The sequence below is a fragment of the Glycomyces sp. NPDC021274 genome (assembly GCF_040641195.1).
In the GTDB taxonomy this organism is placed as follows: Bacteria; Actinomycetota; Actinomycetes; order Mycobacteriales; family Micromonosporaceae; genus Glycomyces.
In genome coordinates, this window is record NZ_JBFADC010000001.1 from 112105 (window position 1) to 130465 (window position 18361).

Annotated in this window: 14 protein-coding genes; 5 read left to right on the forward strand and 9 right to left on the reverse strand. The window is 70.5% G+C overall.

Features of this window, described 5'->3' with window-relative positions; all coding sequences use genetic code 11:
• Window positions 1-20: 20 nt before the first annotated feature.
• Both AB0I03_RS00490 and AB0I03_RS00495 read right to left on the reverse strand, forming a co-directional pair.
• Entirely contained in the window at window positions 21-1040 is a 1020-nt protein-coding gene (locus tag AB0I03_RS00490) for a GNAT family N-acetyltransferase (RefSeq protein WP_360404049.1), read from the reverse strand.
• Window positions 1037-2065, reverse strand: coding sequence for a GNAT family N-acetyltransferase (locus tag AB0I03_RS00495; RefSeq protein WP_360404052.1), 1029 nt, complete (start codon window positions 2063-2065; stop codon window positions 1037-1039). Before AB0I03_RS00495 ends, AB0I03_RS00490 begins: the two co-directional genes overlap by 4 nt.
• Before the next feature lie 171 nt (window positions 2066-2236).
• Here AB0I03_RS00495 and AB0I03_RS00500 point away from each other — a divergent pair, with 171 nt between their 5' ends.
• Both AB0I03_RS00500 and AB0I03_RS00505 read left to right on the forward strand, forming a co-directional pair.
• Window positions 2237-2848 (forward strand): SigE family RNA polymerase sigma factor, encoded by a 612-nt coding sequence (locus tag AB0I03_RS00500; RefSeq protein WP_360404055.1) that lies wholly within the window; start codon window positions 2237-2239, stop codon window positions 2846-2848.
• Window positions 2841-4010, forward strand: coding sequence for a hypothetical protein (locus AB0I03_RS00505; RefSeq protein ID WP_360404058.1), 1170 nt, complete (start codon window positions 2841-2843; stop codon window positions 4008-4010). The genes AB0I03_RS00500 and AB0I03_RS00505 overlap by 8 nt, the downstream gene beginning before the upstream one ends.
• A 63-nt stretch (window positions 4011-4073) precedes the next feature.
• On the opposite strand, the gene AB0I03_RS00510 is transcribed toward AB0I03_RS00505, so the two are convergent.
• The 3 genes from AB0I03_RS00510 to AB0I03_RS00520 all read right to left on the reverse strand — a co-directional run bounded on the left by AB0I03_RS00510 (window position 4074) and on the right by AB0I03_RS00520 (window position 6710).
• Window positions 4074-4277: a cold-shock protein gene (locus AB0I03_RS00510; protein WP_360404061.1), complete on the reverse strand. Its 204-nt coding sequence runs from the start codon at window positions 4275-4277 to the stop codon at window positions 4074-4076.
• A 149-nt stretch (window positions 4278-4426) separates the two neighbouring features.
• Window positions 4427-6301 carry an ABC transporter ATP-binding protein gene (locus tag AB0I03_RS00515; RefSeq protein WP_360404064.1) on the reverse strand — a complete coding sequence of 625 codons (1875 nt, stop codon included), beginning with the start codon at window positions 6299-6301 and terminating at the stop codon, window positions 4427-4429.
• A 142-nt stretch (window positions 6302-6443) separates the two neighbouring features.
• On the reverse strand, window positions 6444-6710 hold the full coding sequence (locus AB0I03_RS00520) for a helix-turn-helix domain-containing protein (RefSeq protein WP_360404067.1): 267 nt from the start codon (window positions 6708-6710) through the stop codon (window positions 6444-6446).
• 104 nt (window positions 6711-6814) lie between these two features.
• On the opposite strand from AB0I03_RS00520, the gene AB0I03_RS00525 reads away from it, so the two are divergent.
• Window positions 6815-8068 carry a hypothetical protein gene (locus AB0I03_RS00525; protein ID WP_360404070.1) on the forward strand — a complete coding sequence of 418 codons (1254 nt, stop codon included), beginning with the start codon at window positions 6815-6817 and terminating at the stop codon, window positions 8066-8068.
• 11 nt (window positions 8069-8079) lie between these two features.
• On the opposite strand, the gene AB0I03_RS00530 is transcribed toward AB0I03_RS00525, so the two are convergent.
• Complete coding sequence (locus AB0I03_RS00530) at window positions 8080-9699, reverse strand: ABC-F family ATP-binding cassette domain-containing protein (protein ID WP_360404073.1); 1620 nt, start codon at window positions 9697-9699, stop codon at window positions 8080-8082.
• Between the two features lie 417 nt (window positions 9700-10116).
• Between AB0I03_RS00530 and AB0I03_RS00535 the strand changes: the two genes are divergently transcribed.
• Window positions 10117-10848 carry a M23 family metallopeptidase gene (locus AB0I03_RS00535; RefSeq protein WP_360404076.1) on the forward strand — a complete coding sequence of 244 codons (732 nt, stop codon included), beginning with the start codon at window positions 10117-10119 and terminating at the stop codon, window positions 10846-10848.
• A gap of 104 nt (window positions 10849-10952) precedes the next feature.
• On the opposite strand, the gene AB0I03_RS00540 is transcribed toward AB0I03_RS00535, so the two are convergent.
• The 3 genes from AB0I03_RS00540 to AB0I03_RS00550 form a co-directional block, all read right to left on the reverse strand.
• The gene (locus AB0I03_RS00540; protein ID WP_360404079.1) at window positions 10953-11939 is read right to left on the reverse strand and encodes a LacI family DNA-binding transcriptional regulator; all 987 of its coding nucleotides are present in this window, start codon (window positions 11937-11939) and stop codon (window positions 10953-10955) included.
• Complete coding sequence (locus tag AB0I03_RS00545; protein ID WP_360404082.1) at window positions 11939-14827, reverse strand: glycoside hydrolase family 3 C-terminal domain-containing protein; 2889 nt, start codon at window positions 14825-14827, stop codon at window positions 11939-11941. The genes AB0I03_RS00540 and AB0I03_RS00545 overlap by 1 nt, the downstream gene beginning before the upstream one ends.
• Window positions 14828-15138: 311 nt before the next feature.
• On the reverse strand, window positions 15139-16383 hold the full coding sequence (locus AB0I03_RS00550; RefSeq protein ID WP_360404085.1) for an ROK family transcriptional regulator: 1245 nt from the start codon (window positions 16381-16383) through the stop codon (window positions 15139-15141).
• Window positions 16384-16654: 271 nt separating this feature from the next.
• On the opposite strand from AB0I03_RS00550, the gene AB0I03_RS00555 reads away from it, so the two are divergent.
• Window positions 16655-18340 carry a hypothetical protein gene (locus AB0I03_RS00555; RefSeq protein WP_360404088.1) on the forward strand — a complete coding sequence of 562 codons (1686 nt, stop codon included), beginning with the start codon at window positions 16655-16657 and terminating at the stop codon, window positions 18338-18340.
• Window positions 18341-18361: the final 21 nt, after the last annotated feature.

The window sequence follows — 18361 nt, forward strand, 5'->3', positions numbered from 1 at the left end:
ACGGTGCGGCCAGGGGTTCGTCAGTCGAGTCGGCGCTGGTAGGACACGACGGCGTCGACGGGGCGGAAGCCGAGCTGGTCGTTGATGGCGACCATGTTGGCGTTGGTGTCGGCGTTGCCCGCCCAGATGGTGGTGACCCCTGGGTGGTGCTCGCGCAGTTGGCGGAGGTTGGCGAGCTTGGTGAGCAGGCCGAGGCGGTGGCCGCGGTGGCCGGGGTCGACGATGGTGATGGCCTGGTTCGCGTGCGCTTCCTCGCCGTGGACGTAGATGAGGGTGTTGGCCGCCACGTCGCCGCTCTGCTTGTGGACGGCGAGGGTGCGGACCATGATGTCGCCCTGGGCTTCGGCGCGTTCTTCGCGGGCGGTGACGTACGCCGCGTCGATGGTGCGGGGGCGCAGGTCGACGTCGCCGAGGGGGATCTCGGCGAAGATCTGGGAGTCGATGCGGCCGAGTCCTTCAAGGTAGCGCTCGGGGGTGCGGCCGGTCCAGGAGACGATCTCGTAGTCGGCGGCGGCGGTGATCGACTCGTCCCAGAGGCGGGTTTCGGCGTCCCGGTCGGCCTCAGTGAGGTCGAGGCTGCGGTGGACCTCGGTGAGGGCGGCGGTGAAGCCGCGCTTCTCGAGGAACCGCGCGCCGGTGTCGGGGCGGTCCGGGCCGCCGTCGACGGCATTGCGGACGGTCACGACGATCTCGCTGCGCCGCTCGTCGCGGGCGAGCTGCAGGAGGTGGTCGAGGAGTGCGCTGCCGATGCCGCGGCGGCGGTGGGCGGGGTGGACCGCGAGCTCGACTTCGGTGTAGTGCGCGTTCTCGTCGTGCGGCAGGTAGACCCAGGTCTGGCCCCGGACGGCGCCGTCCTCTGTGGCGGCGTGGCAGCGGAACTCGGCGTTCGGCGGGGGGTGCTCGAGGGCGCCTGCGTAGCGTTCCGCGGGGACGGGCGCGAGTTCGGGGGTCTCGGCGGCGCGCACGGCCTCGAAGGCCTCGTGGACCTGCTGCAGGAGCTCCCGGTCGGCGGGGAGGACGCGGCGGATCTCCAGTGTCATTCGGCCTCCAGCTTGAGCTGGTACTCGGCGTTGGCGTCCACAGTGGTGTAGTTGAGGAGTTCGTTGATGGCGATCATCGGGGCGTTGACGTCGGCGTTGTCCGTCCAGATGTACTCGATGTGCGGGAAGCGCTCGCGGATCTGGCGGAGGTTGGCGAGTTTGAGGAGCAGGCCGAGACGGTGGCCGCGGTGGCCGGGGTCGACGATGGTGATGGCCTGGTGGGCGTCCCGGTAGTCGCCGTCGTCGATGCCGACCTCGGTCCATGCCACGATCTCGCCGGTGGCGCGCTCGATGGCGACGGCGTGGGCGATGAGCCGGCCTTCGGCGGCGTAGACGGCCTCGCGGCCGCGCAGCTTCTCGGGGGTCATCTGCTCGGCCTCCATCTCGATCTCCCCCAAGGGGATCTCGCTGATGATCATGGTCTCCATGCGGCACATGGTGTCGAGGAGGTCGTCGGGGACGGCGCCGACCCATCGGCGCACTTCGTACGCCTCGCCCGCGGTGGCCAGCGCCTTCGCGTACTGCTCGGCTTCGCGTTCGGGGCCGAGGGGGTCGACGGGGCTGCGGCGGTTGACGGTGGTGAGGGCCTTGGCGTAGCCGCGTGCTTCGAGGAGCCGCGCGAAGGCCTCGTCGCGTGCGGGGCCGTGCTCCCAGTACACCGGGGCGCTGGTGAGGGCGGTGGTGCGGCCGTACTCGGCGCTGAAGCGCTCGGCGTGGTCGAGGAGGGCGGTGCCGACGCCGCGGCCGCGGTGGTCGGGGTGGACGGCACCGAAGCGGAGCATCGCGAGTTCGCGGTTCTCGTCGGTGAAGAAGGTGACGCGGAGGTGGCCGAGGAGGGCGCCGTCCTCGACGCACGCGAACCAGTGGTTCTCGCGGCCGGGGAAGGCGTGGGTGAAGAGGGTCGCGAAGAAGCGCTCGACGGGCGCGGGGTTCTCGGGGGTGTCCGCGCGGTGGGCGGCGGTCAGCACGGCGAACGCCTGCTCGACGAGGTCGGGGGTTTCGGCGCCGAATTCGATGATTTTCACTGGGACAGTGTGCCGGGTGCGACCGACGGTCTCAATCGGATATCGGTGGACGCCCGGCTCCTGGCCGTTCGGCCAGGGCGTGGTCATCCGTTCGTACGATGTGCACCCGTGGCGGTTCTTCCGTCTCTACAGGTATCTCCACCGCATTTCCCTAGAGAAACGGAACCTACCGTGACCGGATCGTCTGTCCCCGCAGGGGAGCCGCCGGGTCCCCCGCCGCCAGGGGCGCCCACGAGGCAGAGCGAGTTCGAGGACTTCGTGCGGGCGCGGTCGGGGGCGCTGTACGCCTCGGCGTACCTGCTCACCGGCGACCGGGGCCTCGCCGAGGACCTGGTGCAGGACGCCCTCGCGCGCACCTGGCGCTCGTGGAAGCGCCTGCACCGCACCGCGAACGCCGAGGCGTACACGCGGCGCACGATGTACCACCTGCACGTGAGCTGGTGGCGGCGGCGGAAGGTCGCAGAAGTCGCGACCGAGACCGTGCCCGAGCGGGCGGGCGAGGAGCCCGACACGGCGCTGCGGTTGGCGGTGCACGCGGCGCTGCTGTCGCTGCCGGCGACCCAGCGCGCCGCGATCGTGCTGCGGTACTTCGAGGACCAGACCGAGGCGTCGGCCGCGGCGATCCTGGACTGCCCGGTCACGACCCTGCGGGCCCGCGTGCAGCGGGGCCTGCGGCGGCTGCGGAACGGGTTCCCCGAACTGGTGATAGGCGGCGATCCGGGCACCCGCCTGGCGCGCTGGGAGTCGGAATTCGCGAACGTGAAGGGAGAGGCCAATGCCTGACTCGATCCGCGAAGTGCTGCAGGGCATCGCCGGCGACGAGGGTCCTTCACAGGACCTGGCGGCCGGCGCGTACCGGCGGGCCCGGACGATCAGGCGGCGCAGGTTCAGCGCGGTCGCCGTCGCCGTCGTCGCCGCGCTGGCGATGGCCGGCGGGGCGACCGCCTCGATCATCGACCGCGACAGGGTCGAGCCGCCGGTGGGCGATCCCACCACCGGCACGACGGCCCCCACCGATCCCGCCACCACGCCGCAGGAGGCGACGCCCACCGGCGCGGAGGCCGACGGCGGGTGCAGCGGGCTCGACGGCTGGTCGGGCTGGGGGCCTTCGGCGTCGATGGGCGACCTCGACCAGCTGCCCGAGGCCCTCGTGTTCCTGGTGCGCCAGGACGACCTCGACGGCCTGGAGACCCTCGTCCGCTTCGACGGCCAGACGCCGTCGAACGCGATCGACGGCGAACCCGGGCCCGGATACGCGATGGCCCCCGACGGCGACCGCTTCATCTCCTCCAACGGAGGCACGTGCGACGGCACCCTGGAGACCGCGGGCGGCGAACGGATCGACGAAGTGGAGGTCTGGACGATGTACTGCAAGCCGTCCTGGTCCCCGGATTCGGACCGCGTCGTGCTGAACCGCGCCGACCCGGAGAGCACCGCCTACCTCCTCGACGTCGCCACCGGGGCGGTGTCGGACGTGCCCGCGGCGGTCGGGTGCTCGGCGACCTGGTCGCCGGACGGGGAGTTCCTGGTCAGCGCCGACGGCGCCGTGGCGATGCGGCCCGACGGCAGCGGCCGCGTGGAACTGGCGGGCGCGGACGCCTGGACCGAGGCGGCCGGATTCGTCGGCGTCGCGTCGATCTCGGCGGACCTGACCCGCGCGTGCCTGCACTTCGACGACTCGGAGGCCGCCGCGTCCGGCCACGTGGACGCGGAGCGCTGCGACCGGTATGTGGACACGGCCACCGGCGACGAACTGGCATTGCCCGTGGCAGCGCAGCACCCGAACGTGGTGTTCCTGGCGGACGGCTCGATGATCGTCTGCGACGACCAGTACGGCCAGATCGTGCTGACCATGGTGGACGCCGAAGGCACGGTCATGGACACGCGCACGCTGGAGGGCCAGGGTTCGGGCGGCACGTTCCTGCGGGGTTACTACACCGGTTGACCCCGGGCACCACAGAAGCCGCTGTCCTTCGCATCGGAAGGGCAGCGGCTTCGGCTGATGGGACTAGAGTGCGCGCAGGTTTGCGGCCTGCGGGCCCTTCTGCCCCTGCTCGACGTCGAACTCGACCCGCTGGTTCTCTTCCAGCGAGCGGTAGCCGCTGCCGGTGATGGCGGAGAAGTGAACGAAGATGTCGGGTCCGTTGTCATCGGGAGCGATGAAGCCGAAGCCCTTTTCGGAGTTGAACCACTTGACAGTGCCTTGCGCCATTACTGCGTTTCCTTGCGATGTTGATTTCCAGACCCGCCTCGCACCCGCCCCGGTAGCCCGGTGCGAACGCGGCGGCGAGGCCTGCGCGTACTGCCATTGCTGGCCTTTCACCACTTCGGCGAAGAATACTCCGAACCGGCTTCTGCACCCTACAATACTCCGGCTCCCTCGAACTGGGTCTTGTACAGCTCGGCGTAGAGCCCGCCGCGGTCCACCAGTTCCCCGTGCGTGCCGGACTCGGCCACGCGCCCGTCTTCGAGGACCACGATCTTGTCGGCCCGCCGCACCGTGGAGAGGCGGTGGGCGATGACCAGGGAGGTGCGGCCTTCCAGGGCCGTGTCGAGGGCGCGCTGGACGGCCGCTTCGGACTCGGAGTCGAGGTGGGCGGTGGCCTCGTCGAGGATCACGATCGGCGGGGCCTTGAGCAGGACGCGGGCGATCGCGAGGCGCTGCTTCTCGCCGCCGGAGAACCGGTAGCCGCGCTCGCCGACCACGGTGTCCAGCCCGGATTCGAGGCGGCGCACGGTGTCGCCGATCTGCGCCCGGTCGAGGGCCTCCCAGATCTGCTCGTCCTCGGCGTCGGGCCGGGCGTAGCGCAGGTTCTCGCGCACGGTGTCGTGGAAGAGGTGCGCGTCCTGGGTGACCATGCCGATGTGCGCGGCGAGCGACGCGGCTTTGAGGTCGCGCACGTCGATGCCGCCGACCTCGACCGCGCCGCCGGTGACGTCGTACAGGCGCGGGACCAGGGTCGCGGTGGTGGTCTTGCCGGCACCCGAGTGGCCGACGAGGGCCACGAGCTCGCCGGGGGCCACGTCGAAGGAGACGCCGTCGAGGATCTGGCGGCCGTTGTCCGAGCGGTCCGGCCGGGCCAGGTCCTCCAGGCTCGCGAGGGAGACCTCGTCCGCGCCGGGGTAGCGGAAGCTCACGTCGCGGAAGCGGATCGAGGCGGCGCCCGCGGGGAGCTCGCGGGCGTCCTCCTTCTCGCGGATGAGCGGCTGGAGGTCGAGGACCTCGAAGACGCGCTGGAAGCTGACGAGCGCGCTCATGACGTCGACGCGCACGTTCGACAGGGCGGTGAGCGGGCCGTACAGGCGGGTGAGCAGCAGCGCGAGGGTGACGACGGTGCCCGCGCTCAGCTCCCCGGCGAACACGAGCGCGCCGCCGAGCCCGTACGCGAGGGCCTGCGAGAGGCCCGCGACGAGGGTGAGCGCGACGATGAAGGTGCGGGCGTACATCGCGGTGGTGATGCCGATGCCGCGCACCCGGTCGGCCTTGTCCGCGAACTCGCCGGACTCGGTCTCGGGGCGGCCGAAGAGCTTCACGAGCATCGCGCCGCCCACGTTGAACCGCTCGGCCATCTGCGTGTTCATGGCCGCGTTCAGGTCGAAGCCCTCCTTGGTGAGGGCCGCGAGCTTGCGGCCGACCCACTTGGCGGGCACCAGGAACACCGGCACGAGCACGAGCGACAGCAGCGTGATCTGCCAGGACTGGAAGAACATGACGCCGATGATGAGCGCGACCGCGATGCCGTTCGAGACGAGCCCGGAGAGGGTGCTCGTGAACGCCCGCTGCGCCCCCATCACGTCGTTGTTCAACCGCGAGACCAGCGCGCCGGTCTGCGAACGGGTGAAGAACGCGACAGGCATCGACTGGACGTGGTCGAACACGACCCGCCGCAGGTCGAAGATGATGCCCTCGCCGAGCTTCGCGCCGTACCAGCGCATGGCGAGGTTGAGGACGCCTTCGACCGCGGCGAGCCCGGCGATGACGCACGCGATCGTGACGACCCCGCGCTGCGTGCCGTTCGCGCCGGTCAGCTCGTTGACGATGTCGCCGGCGAGCACCGGGGTGGCGACGCCGATCGCGGCGATGAGCGTCACGAGCCCGAGGAAGAAGCCGATGTCGCGCCGGTAGGGCCTCGCGAAGCGGAGGATGCGGCGCTTCACGCCGCGGGAGAGGGTGACGCCTTTGAGGTCGTCGGCGCGCCGCATGGAGCGCATCGCGTCCCATCCGGCAGGTCCCATGGATGACACTGGGCCTCCTGTGTTCAGGTATTGCCCAAGATCGGTCTGGGGCCCCGCTCGTCGTCTGCCTGCAAGGCGGAGCGGGTGGGCTTGGGCTGGAGCTGCTGTCTCGTCGCCCCCTCAACGCCCGGTCCGGCCCGGTTTATTTCCGCGGGCCCTTGCGGGCGCCTCCGCGGGTGCGCAGCTCGGTGCCGGACTCGGCGAGGAGCCGGTGCACGAAGCCGTAGGAGCGCCCAATGGTCGCGGCGATGTCCCGGATGCTCTGCCCTTTCTCGTACTCGACGCACACGAACTCGGTGAGCTCGCGGCGCTCGTCGCCGCGGACCTGCCGGTTCGGGTCGGTCCTGGTGGACTCGGCCGGGGGGAGGCCGGACGCACCACTGCTGCGGGAGGGAACCTCTGATGCCATGTGTCCTTTCCTATGCACGGAGGGTAATGAAGGTGCGTTGTGAAGTTTGCCGGAGTTTTCTCGCCCGGCGGTCGCTTGTGTCGGATACCCGATAGTTTCGTAACGTGACCGCACCGCAGACCTCATTCACCGACCGGGTCGAGGCCCTCGCCCCGGCCCGGCCCCGCCACGGCCGCGTGCGTGACATCGGCATCTGGATCACCCTCCTGGTGGCGACGCTGACGCTCGCGTCGGTCGCGGTCGAGACCGCGTCCGAAGTGGTCGGTCCCACGACGCTCCCCTGGTGGCCCGCCCAGAACCTCCAGTTCCACGTCACCGCCGGCATGGTGGTCGCGCCGCTCACCGCCGCGGCCGTGCTCGCGGTGGCCTCGCGGCCCATGGCGGCCCGCATGTCCTGGAACTCGCTGCTGGTGCTGTCGTACCTCGCCTCGATCACGTGGTCGGCGGCCCTGCACACCAATGTGGACCCCACGACGATGACGACGGCCACCGCCGGTGCGCGGCAGGCGATCGCGCTCCTGGTCTCGTACACCGGGTCGCAGGCGGGCCTGGCGATCACCGTGATCGCGATCTCGTGCCTGGCGGTGCCGCTGACGCTCGTCGCGGTCAAGTCGGTGGCCGGACCCGTTGCGGCGCGGTCGCTCTCGCCGGTGCTCATCCTCGGGCCGTGGGCGGCCTGGACCACCCTCGGCATCGACGGGATCTCGGCGGCGGCCTGCGCGGCCGTGCTCGCGTGCGGCGCGGTCGTCTCGGAGCGGAAGGTCCGCGGCGCGGACGCGTTCTGGGGCGCGGCGGCCGCCGGCGGCATGCTCGGCATCGCGGCACTGCTCTCCTACGGCGCGGCGTGGTTCGCGGTCTCGCTGCTCTGCATCTTCTTCGCGCGGCGCCGCTCCGCGCAGATCCTCACCGCGGCGGCTTCCGCGCTCGCGGTGCTCGGTTTGGCCGCGGCCCTGGGGAACTCGTGGCCGTACGGCCTCGTCGACACCTACAACGCGGCGATCGGCGAGATCGCGGCGCACCCCGGCCAGCTGTGGTGGCTCGCGCTCATGCCCGCACTCGTGTGCGTGGCGTGCGGCCCGGCGATCATCGAGAGCCTGCGGCGCTTCGGCACGAGCGCGGCGTGGCCGCTCATGATCGGCCCGCTGCTGGCGCTGATGATCGCGCCGCTGAGCGGATCGAACCCCGAGCAGCCCGAGTACGGCTGGATCGCCTTGTGCCCCTGGCTCATCGTCGCCGCGACCGCCCCGCAGGTCTACGGCGCGCACGCCGGCAAGGCCCGCACGCGGTCAGTGCGAGTGCCGCTCGTGACGGCGGGCGCGGGCGCCTGCGCGGCGATCGTGCTCATGTACTCCGGATGAGCACAGCCCGCTTACGCCAGCTCCACCAGTTCCATGAGGTCGTCAGACCAGAGGTCCTCGTCGCCGTCCGGGAGCAGGATCGCGCGCTCGGGACGCAGGGCCTCGACCGCGCCCGGGTCGTGCGTGACCATCACGATCGCGCCGGTGAAGCCGTCGACCGCGTCGAGCACCTGCTGGCGGCTCGCCGGGTCGAGGTTGTTCGTGGGCTCGTCGAGCAGCAGCACGTTCGCGCCCGAGCACACCAGGCTCGCCAGCGCCAGGCGCGTCTTCTCGCCGCCCGAGAGGACGTGCACGGGCTTGTGCACGTCGTCGCCGGGGAACAGGAACGCGCCCAGGATCTTCCGCAAGTCGGCGTCGGGGATGTCCGCGCCGGAGTCCGAGGCGGCCGACTGCATCTGCTCCAGCACCGTGCCGGTGTGGTCGAGCGTGTCATGCTCCTGCGCGAAGTAGCCGATGCGCAGGCCGTAGCCGGGTTCGACCTGGCCGGTGTCGGGTTCGAGGGTCCCGGCGAGCATCCGCAGCAGCGTGGTCTTGCCCGCGCCGTTGAGGCCGAGGATGACCACGCGGGAGCCGCGGTCGATGGCGAGGTCGACGCCGGTGAAGATCTCGAGCGAGCCGTAGGACTTCGAGAGCCCCGAGGCGGTGAGCGGGACCTTGCCGCACGGGGCGGGCTGCGGGAGGCGCACGTCGGCGACCTTCTCCTGCAGCAGGTCCTCTTCGAGGTTGTCGAGCATCTCCTCGGCGCGGCGGATCATGCCCTTGGCGGCCTTGGCCTTGGTGGCCTTGGCGCCGAGCTTCGCGGCCTGCTTGGTGAGGGTCGCGGCCTTCTTCTCGGCGTTGGCGCGCTCGCGGCGGCGGCGTTCGGCGTCCTCGGCGCGCTGGCGCTGGTAGGCCTTCCAGCCCAGGTTGTAGGCGTCGATGACCGAGCGGGTCGGGTCGAGGAACCACACGGTGTTGACGACCTCTTCGAGGAGTTCGACGTCGTGGGTGATGAGGACGAGGCCGCCCTTGTGCCCGGCCAGGAAGCCGCGGAGCCAGTTGATGGAGTCGGCGTCGAGGTGGTTGGTGGGCTCGTCGAGCAGGAGGATGCCGTCGCCGTCGTCGGAGAAGAGGATGCGGGCGAGCTCGACGCGGCGGCGCTGGCCGCCGGAGAGGGTCTCGAGCGGCTGGGCGAGGATGCGGTCCTCGAGGCCGAGCTTGGAGCAGATGCGGGCGGCCTCGGACTCGGCCTGGTAGCCGCCGCGGGAGGAGAACTGCTCTTCGAGGCGGGAGTAGCGGTTGACGAGCTTGTCGCGCTTGGCGTCGTCGGCGACCTCGGCGAGTGCGGCCTCGGTCTTGGCGAGGTCGGCGATGAGCTGGTCGAGGCCGCGGGCGGAGAGGACGCGGTTGGAGGCGGTCTGCGTGAGGTCGGCGAAGCGCGGGTCCTGCGGGAGGTACCCGAAGGGGCCGTTGTTCTCGATCTTGCCGGCGTAGGGCTGGGTGAGCCCTGCGAGGACGTTCATCGTGGTGGTCTTGCCGGCGCCGTTGCGTCCGACGAGGCCGATCCTGTCGCCGGGCTGGATCCGCAGATCGGCCCCGGACAGGAGGATGCGCGAACCGGCGCGCAGCTCGAGACCGGTGGCAGTGATCATGTGGGGACTCCTTCAGGCGATGGCGACCGTGGACGGCGACCGGGTGAGATGGCGGCGGTCGTACGAGCGACGCTGCCGCAGACTTTCCAAGTTTAGGCGGCGTCGTACGTCACGGTCATGCCGATATCAGCCGTCCTGCTGAATGTGAACGAGCACTCACTCCTGGTGATACCCCTCGTCCTTTCGGATGAGGCGCGGCCGCCCCGAGGTGCCGACCTCTGCCGCAAGAGGACCAGTCACAGCGTTGTATCGCCTGGTCGTGGGCTTGTTGTCCAATTCGGGTCTGTTAGGTTTCCCCGCGCTATGGGCAAACATGACGACACCAGCGAATCCGCTGGCAGAGAAATGACCAGCCGCCGGCTTCGGGCCGTGCTTCGGCGCCGCCGCATTCGTCGCGAACGTCACAGTTGGCGCTTCGTGAACGGCGGGCTCGCCGCCGCGATCCTCGTCGGCTCCGGGCTCGCCGCCCTTTCGGGGCAGAACGCCGCGGCGCAGGCCGCTGAGGCCGAAGAGCAGCAGAACGACACGGTCGTCCAAACCGAGTGGCAGGTCGACTCCGTCCTGGCCGGGATGGAGACCGAGTGGGCGGCCGAGCAGGCGGCCCGCGAGAAGGCCGAGCAGGCCGCTGCCGAAGAGGCGAAGCGACTGGCCGAGGAGCAGGCCGCGAAGGAGGCCGCCGAGCAGGCCGCCGCCGAGGAGGCGGCCCGCGTGGCCGCTGAGGAGGCCGAGCAGGCAGCCGCGGCGGCAGCTGAGGCGGCGAAGCCGTGGACGGCCCCGTCGGACGCGCCGATCACCTCGTACTACGGGATGCGCGACGGCCGGCTGCACGGCGGCACTGACTTCGGCAACTTCGAGGGGGACGACATCGCGGTGGTCGGCGACGGCACCGTGACCTATGTCGGCTTCGAAGCGGGCGGCTACGGCAACGTGGTCTACGTCGACCACGGCGACGGCATCGAGACCCGGTACGCCCACGCCTCTGAGGTCCCCGTCAGCGTCGGCGACAAGGTCTCCAAGGGCGACACCATCATCCTCTCCGGGAACACCGGCGGCTCGACCGGCCCGCACCTGCACTTCGAGGTGCTGATCGACGGCGAGAAGGTCGACTCGCTCGCCTGGCTCGAGGAGCAGGGCGTCAACGTCGGCTGACACGCCGTCGGCCGACCCCCTGAGGACTTTCCTCTCACCATCACAAGTGAATAGAGCGCGGCGGCCCTGGGGACATCTCCCCCAGGGCCGCCGCTGTGCGTGCGTCAGCGCAGCGTGAGCTGCGGTTCGATGAGTGTCGAGTCCGGGACGTCGAGGCCGTCGAGCTTGCGCATGAGGTGGCGCACCGCGGTCTGGGCGAGGGTCTCGGCCGGCACGAGGACGGAGGGCAGCTGCGGGTGGACCCGCTCGGCGACCTCGTCGGGGCCGATGACGACCACGTGGAAGTCCTCCCCCACGCGCTTGCCGGCGTCGGCGAGGGCGTGCATGACATGGCCGACCGCGGGTTCATTGTGGACGGCCAGTCCGGTGAGGTCCGGTCGCGTGGCGAGGAGCTCCTTCACCGTGCGCTGCACCTCGGTCGGGTAGTTCGGGCAGGGCCGCACCTCCGCGCGCAGGCCGGGGCGGCTGAGGAAGCCCTCCCGTACGCGCTCGGCGAAGCCCGTGCGCCGCTCGTAGACCGCCTCCGCGGCGCCCAGCAGCGCGATGTCGCCGCAGCCGCGTTCGGCCAGGTAGTCGGCGCAGACCCGGCCCGCCGCGGTGAAGTCGAGGTCGACGCAGGTGAGCCCTTCGGAGTCCGCTGGGAATCCGATCAGGACGCTCGGGAGTCCCAAGCGGCGCAAGGTCTCCACCCGCTGGTCGCGGACTTCGACGTCCATGAGGATGAGTCCGTCCACCATGGCCGAGGCGGCGACCCGGGCCAGGCCGGAGGGGCCCTCGTCGGCCGTCATGAGCAGCACGTCCTGGTCGTGGCGGCGCGCTTCGGCGACCGCACCCGCGGCGAACTGCATGAGCACCGGCAGGTGCATGCCGTCGCGGATGGGGAACATCATCGCGAGGACCCCGGCCCGCCGGGAGGCGAGCGAGCGCGCCCCGGCGTGCGGGTGGTAGCCGAGGTCGGCCACGGCCGCCATGACGCGGTCGGCCGTCTCCGGTGAGATCGACCGCTTCCCGCTCAGCACATAGGAGACGGTGCTGGCGGCGACGCCGGCCCGCGCCGCGACATCGGCGATCGTGACGCCCCGGCCGGCCACTACGCCTCCCCGTCGGGTTCGGCGCCGTGCGCAGCAGCGCTGTACTCAGTGGAGAAGTGCAGCGACGCGAGGCGCACCGGACCGGACTCGAAGGTCACGTACAGGTCCTTGACGCCCTCGATGCGGCCCAGTTCCACGGTCACGTCGGTGTAGTCGTACACGCCGCTCGTGGCGGGGGTGTCGATCTTGGCGAGCACGTCGCCGTCGAGCGGGTCGTCCACGCGCAGCGTGAGCTGCGAGGCCTGGCCCGCGACCCGGGCGGTCACCGCCGGGTACTGCTCGGCAGTGCCGAAGTCGCAGTCGCCCAGCATGATCCAGCCGCCGGCCTCGTCGGCGGCGATCACGTCGCCGGAGGTGCGGTTCTCGTCGCGCCACAGCACGCCCTCGTAGAGGTCGTTCGCGGTGGCGGCCAAGGGCTCCGAGAGGTCGCGGGCGCCCACGGTCTCGCCGTCGACCCGCACGGAGGCGGAGAGGACGATGTCCGTGGCGGAGCGGCCGACCATGAGGCGCTGGCGGGACTTCTCGATGATCATGCGCCCGGTCACGTTGTCCCAGTGGGCGAGTTCGTCCACGGGGAGGGTGAACGCGACAGTGCGGGTCTCGCCCGCGGCCAGGCGGACCTTCGCGAAGCGGCGCAGCTGGCGCAGCGGCTGCTTCACGCGGGAGCCGCACTGGTGCGTGTAGAGCTGCACCACCTCGACGCCGTCGCGGCCGCTGGTGTTGGTGACCTCCACGGTGACGGTGAGCTCGTCGCCGGGCTTGGCGTTCTCCTTGTCGGCCTTCAGGTTCGCGTACTTGAAGTCCGCATAGGAGAGGCCGTGGCCGAACGGGTAGAGCGGCTGGCCGAGGTAGTAGAGGTAGGTCGCGTCGGAGGCCACGATGTCGTAGTCGAGCATCGCGGGCAGCTCGGCCGCGTCGGTGTACCAGGTCTGCGGGAGGCGGCCCTCGGGGTCGCGGTCGCCGTAGAGGACGTCGGCGAGGGCGTTGCCCCATTCCTGGCCGCCGTGGCCCGACCACACCACGGCGCGCACGTGCTTCTCGGCCCAGTTCGCGGCGTAGGGGTAGGAGGAGGACATGACCAGAATCGTATTCGGGTTCGCGTCCTGGACGCGCCGCAGGAGCCACTCCTGGGAGTTCGCCAGGCGCAGGTCGGTGCGGTCCTCGGTCTCCCGGCCGTTCACGAGCGGGTGGTCGCCGAGGACGACGACGGCGACGTCGGCGTCGCGGGCGAGCTCGGCCGCAACGTCGTGGCCCTTGACGACCAGCTCGATGTCGAGCTCGACGGCGTCGGCGCGGTCGTCGCTGAGCACGATCCGGCCTGCTTCGAGGGCGTACCACTTGCCGCCCTCGTCGCCTTCGGCGACGTGGATCTGCTGGAGCGCGACCTTGCCGCCTTCGAGCTCGACGATGCGGAAGGTCTCGTGCACGTCGAACTCGTGCGGGCCGACCGAGTCGGCGCCCACGGTCCCGTCGAGGCGGCCGTCCACGTACAGGCCGGTGGCGGCGTTGCGGGCGGTGTACGACCAGCCGCCCCAGTCGAACAGGTCGTACTGGGCCGCCGCGCCGGTGGCGTCGGTGATCTCCAGGGCCTTGCCGTCCTCGACGGCGGTCACGTAGCCCTGCTTGTGGCGCAGGCGGACGCGGTCGACGGCCTCGCTGTAGACGACCTCGGCGCGCTCGCCGAGGGCCTGGCGGGCGGTGACGGCATACGGCAGGGTCCCGGAGTACCAGTCCTGCATCTGCGTGTCCGCGAACGGGCCGAGGACCGCGATCTTCTTGGGGGCCTGGCGGTCCGGGCCGCCGAGCGGCAGGATCCCGTCGTTCTTCAGGAGCGTGATCGACTGGGTCGCGGCCTCGCGGGCGAGCGCCTGGTGCTCGGGCGAGTTGACCGCGTCGTCGCCGATGTGCGCGTACGGGTCCTCGGGGTCGAACTCGCCGAGCCCGAAGCGCACGTGGAGGTTGCGGCGCACCGCCGTGTCGATGTCGCTCTCGTCGAGCAGGCCGCGCTCGAGGGCGGTCTCGACGTGGACGAGGACGTCGCGCGAATGCTCGTCGTCCTGCGTGAAGGAGTCGAGGCCGGCCTTCACGGCCGCCGCATAGGCGGTCGGGAGGTCCTCGAAGTAGCCCTGGAGGTTCGCGAGGTTGTTGGGCGCGTAGGCGTCCGAGACGATGTACACCTCTTCGTCGGTCCAGGTGCGCAGTTCATCGTTGACCAGCGGCGTCACATGCGCCGGGCGGCCGTTGACGAGGTTGTACGAGAGCATGACCGCGACCGCGTCGCCGCTCGCCAGTGCCGGGCGGTGGGCGGCGAACTCGTATTCGCGGAGCACTCGCGGCGGCATGTTCGAGGAGGTGGTGCAGCGGTCGGCCTCGTTGCCGTACGCCAGGAAGTGCTTGACGGAGGGCGCGGTCTTCCACACCGAGCCGTTGTCGCCCTTGAGGCCGCGCGCGTAGGCGGCGCCCATGAGGCCGGCCATGCCCGCGTCCTCGGAGTAGCCCTCCTCGTTGCGGCCCCAGCGGGGGTCGCGCAGGGGGTTCACGGTGGGGGCCCAGACGTTGCGGCCGACCTTGACCGGGTCGTTGTGGTTGAAGGCCAGCACCTCGTCGGCGACGGCCGCGCCGATCTGCTCCACGAGCTCGGGGTTCCAGGTCGCTCCCAGGGCGACCACCTGCGGGAAGACGGTGGCCTCGCCGAGCCACGCGAGACCGTGCAGCGCTTCGGTACCGGTCTTGAAGGGGCCCATGCCGAGGCGTTCGACCGGACGGTGGTACTGGTGCAGCAGGCCGATCTTCTCGTCGAGGGTGAGTCGGGCGAGGAGATCGGCGACGCGCTCGGCGCGAGGCAGGTTCGGGTCGCGGAAGGCGGGTCGCGGGTCGATGTCGCTCATGGGTGGACTTCCTTGCTTACTCGGACGTCGCTGTCGTTGTGAGGCCGTGCTCCTGGAACCGGCTCCTGGAAGCCGAAGCTCCAGGAAACCCGAGTCGAAGCGCTTCGATGATCAGGGCATTACGTCCGTGATCTGCAATTGGAAAGTGTCTTGTCGAAGCGCTTCGATGAGGATGCAAGATTTGTACACCTGGGCCGTGATCCAAGTCAAGGCAGGTGGGGTGCGACAACGTACGGGATTGACGGGTTTCGGCCGATTCGCAGGGCTTTAACCTGCGCAAACATGCGGGGTAACAATCGTGAAACAGGGTGCTAGGCGCCCAGGGGCGTGGGCATCCTTCCGGCGTCGATGTCGTTGAGGATGCCGGTGGCCGCTCCCAGGGCGGGGGCCTCGTGGCCGAGGGCGGAGACCACGATCTCGGCGCCGCCGGCCCCGGAGGCGTGGGTGCGGGCGGCGAGCTCGCGTTCGGCCGCCGGGCCGATCCAGGGGCTCAGCGCCTGGTAGTGCCCGCCGAGGACCACCGCTTCGGGGTTGAGCAGGTCGACGGCGAGCGCGATGCCCGCGCCGAGCGAGCGCCCGATGCGGTCCAGGGCCTCGAGGACGTCCGGCTCTTCGGCGCGGGCGCGGGTGACCACGTCCTCGACCTCGGCCTCGACCTCGGCCCCGGCGATGGCTTCCGACTCGGACAGCGTCTTGAGGACGGCGCTGATGCCCGCGAGGTCCTCGACGCGGCCGACGCGGCCGTCCACATCGATGAGGAGGTTGCCGATCTCCCCGGCGAAGCCCGTTGCGCCGCGGCGCAGCTCGCCGTCCACGATGAGGCCGGCGCCCAGGCCGATCTCACCGGTCAGGTAGATCATGTTGGACACCCCGGCCCAGGAGCCGAAGCGCTGCTCGGCCACGGCGCCGAGGTTGGCGTCGTTGTCGGCGGTCACGGCGTACTTGGGGTCGCGCATGGCCTGGCGCAGGCGGCCGGTGAGGTCGAACTCCTCCCAGCCGAGCATGGGGGCGCGCTGGACGACGCCGTCGTTGTCGATCATGCCGGGGACGGCGACGGCGAGCCCGAGGATCTGGCGGCCTTCGGCGTCCATCTTGTCGACGGCGCGCTTGGCGAGGCCCGCGAGGGCGGAGACGGAGCGCCCTGGGGTCGACCCGGCGCCGTCGTGGGCGCGGCGCCAGGAGAGCAGCCGGTTGCCCGCGAGATCGACGGCGACGAGTGTCATGTAGTCCACATTGACTTCGACGCCGAGCGAGGCGTAATAGCCGGTGTCGACACTGAGAAGCACTGCGGGGCGGCCGATGTTGCCGATGACCGAACCGGACTCGCGCAGCACGCGGCGCTCGATGAGCTCGGCCACGAGCGAGGAGACCGTGGCCTTGTTGAGGCCGGTCTTCGCGGCGAGATCCGCACGGGAGCAGCGCCCTTCGGCGCGCACCTGGCGCAGCACGAACCCGAGGTTGTTGGCCCGCACGTCGGTGAAGTCGGCGCGTTTGGCCCGGACCCGCGCTTCCTCGCCGGCAGCCCCGGCCGACTTCGACGCTATGCGCATCGCCATGTGTTCCTCCTGTGCATGTCCCGGCTCATTCTGATCGATCACGGCAACGGGTCCTCGAGCGGTCCCTGACGGTTGCGCAGCGAAGCGTTTCACCACAAGGGCCGTTCCCGAATCGTGATCAATCCGCGCCCGTATCGCCTGACCCCCGGCTTGTGTCGGGTGCCACCGTGCGCTACTTTAGTTTATCGAATAGCCGAACTAATTATCGGCCAGACCCCCCACAAGACCTGCAAGACCCTCACATGTGCATTACGACCGAAAGGACAGCATCGTGGCTACTCCCTCAGACGGGTCGATCTTCCGGCGCCGCTCCCTGCTCAAGGCAGCCGGCCTGGGCGCGGCCGGTGCCGCGGGCCTTCCCTTCATCGCCGCGTGCAGCGACATCGAATCGGGCAGCGGCACCTCGCAGACGACCGACGGCTTCGACTTCCTGCCCGAGTACAAGGAATGGCCCCTCCCGGTCGAACCCGACCTGGTCGGCGAGCCGCCGAACCACCCGTCCGGGTTCACGACCTACCCCGAGCCCGTCCCGGCCATCGAGAACCTCCCGTCCAACAGCGGGACCTTCGAGATCACCATGCCGATGTGGGGCGAGGCGCCCTCGAACGACGACCCGTACTTCGCGGCGATCGCCGAGGCCAGCGGCGGCACCAGGGTGGACCTGCGCCAGGCCGACGGCATGACCTACGCCGAGACCTCGGTGCAGTGGCTCAACGCCAACGAGTTCGGCGACGGCATCATGTTCTTCGCCTGGATGATCGCCTCGCACCCGAACTTCCAGGAGACGGTGGTCAACACCTTCTACGACCTGACCGACATCGTCAAGGGCGACATCTCCGAGCGCTGGCCGCTGCTCGCCGGCCTCCCGACCGCCTCCTGGGGCCAGTCGGTGTGGTCGACGGACCCCAATGACCCCGAGACCGCCCGCGTCTTCGCCATCCCGGGCTCCTTCTCCGGCGGTTCGAACAACGCGATGTTCGCCCGCACGGACCTGCTCGAGGAGAAGGGCCAGGCCCTGCCGACCTCCGTCGAGGAGCTCCTCGAGGTCGCCCGCGCCGTCAACGACGACGCCGGCGGCCGCTGGGCCTTCGGCGGCACCGACTACCTCACCCCGGCCTGGTTCGGCCTCGCCGGCGGCGACGGCTGGGCGTACATCGACGGCAAGCTCGTGCACAACTGCGAGCGCCCCGAGTACACCGAGTGGCTCGAGTTCCGCCGCACCATCTGGGACGAGAAGCTGGTCCACCCGGACCTTCCCTCGGGCACGCTCGACGGCCAGGCCCTCCACAAGGCCGGGACCATCGTCTTCCAGCTCGACGGCATCTCGTGGTGGCAGGGGTTCATCGACCAGTCCACGGCCGAGGGCACGGGCGGCACCATCGCCCCGCTCGGCGCGCTCGCCGCGAAGGGCCGCAAGCCCCTCGTGCACGTCAACACCAGCGTCGACTCCTGGACGTTCCTGAACAAGGACCTCTCCCGAGAGCAGGTCGAGGAGTTCCTCGACTTCTGCAACTTCGCCTCGGCGCCGTTCGGGACCACCGAGTACGAGCTGATCAACTACGGGATCGAAGGCACGCACTTCACCTACGGCCCCGACGGCGTCCCGGTCTTCAACGAGGTCGGCACCACCGTCGTCCAGGCACCGGTGAACCACAAGACGATCTCCGGGCACGTGCAGCAGTTCCTGACGGGCGCGCCCGACATGGTCCAGGCCCGTTTCGAGTACAACGCCTCCCTGCTGGAGTTCGCCGAGGTCAACATCTTCGAGGGCATGCGCGTCGAGGGCCCGGCCGACTTCAAGTCCGCCGGCCAGGTCCTCATCGACCAGCAGAACGACATCGCGTACGGCCGCGCCGACCTCTCGTCGATCCCCGAGATGGTCGAGACCTGGAAGGCCAACGGCGGCGAGGCCGGCCGCGAGCACTACACCGCGGCTTACGACAAGCTGCACGGCTAAGGCGCCCGGCCGGGTTCGCGA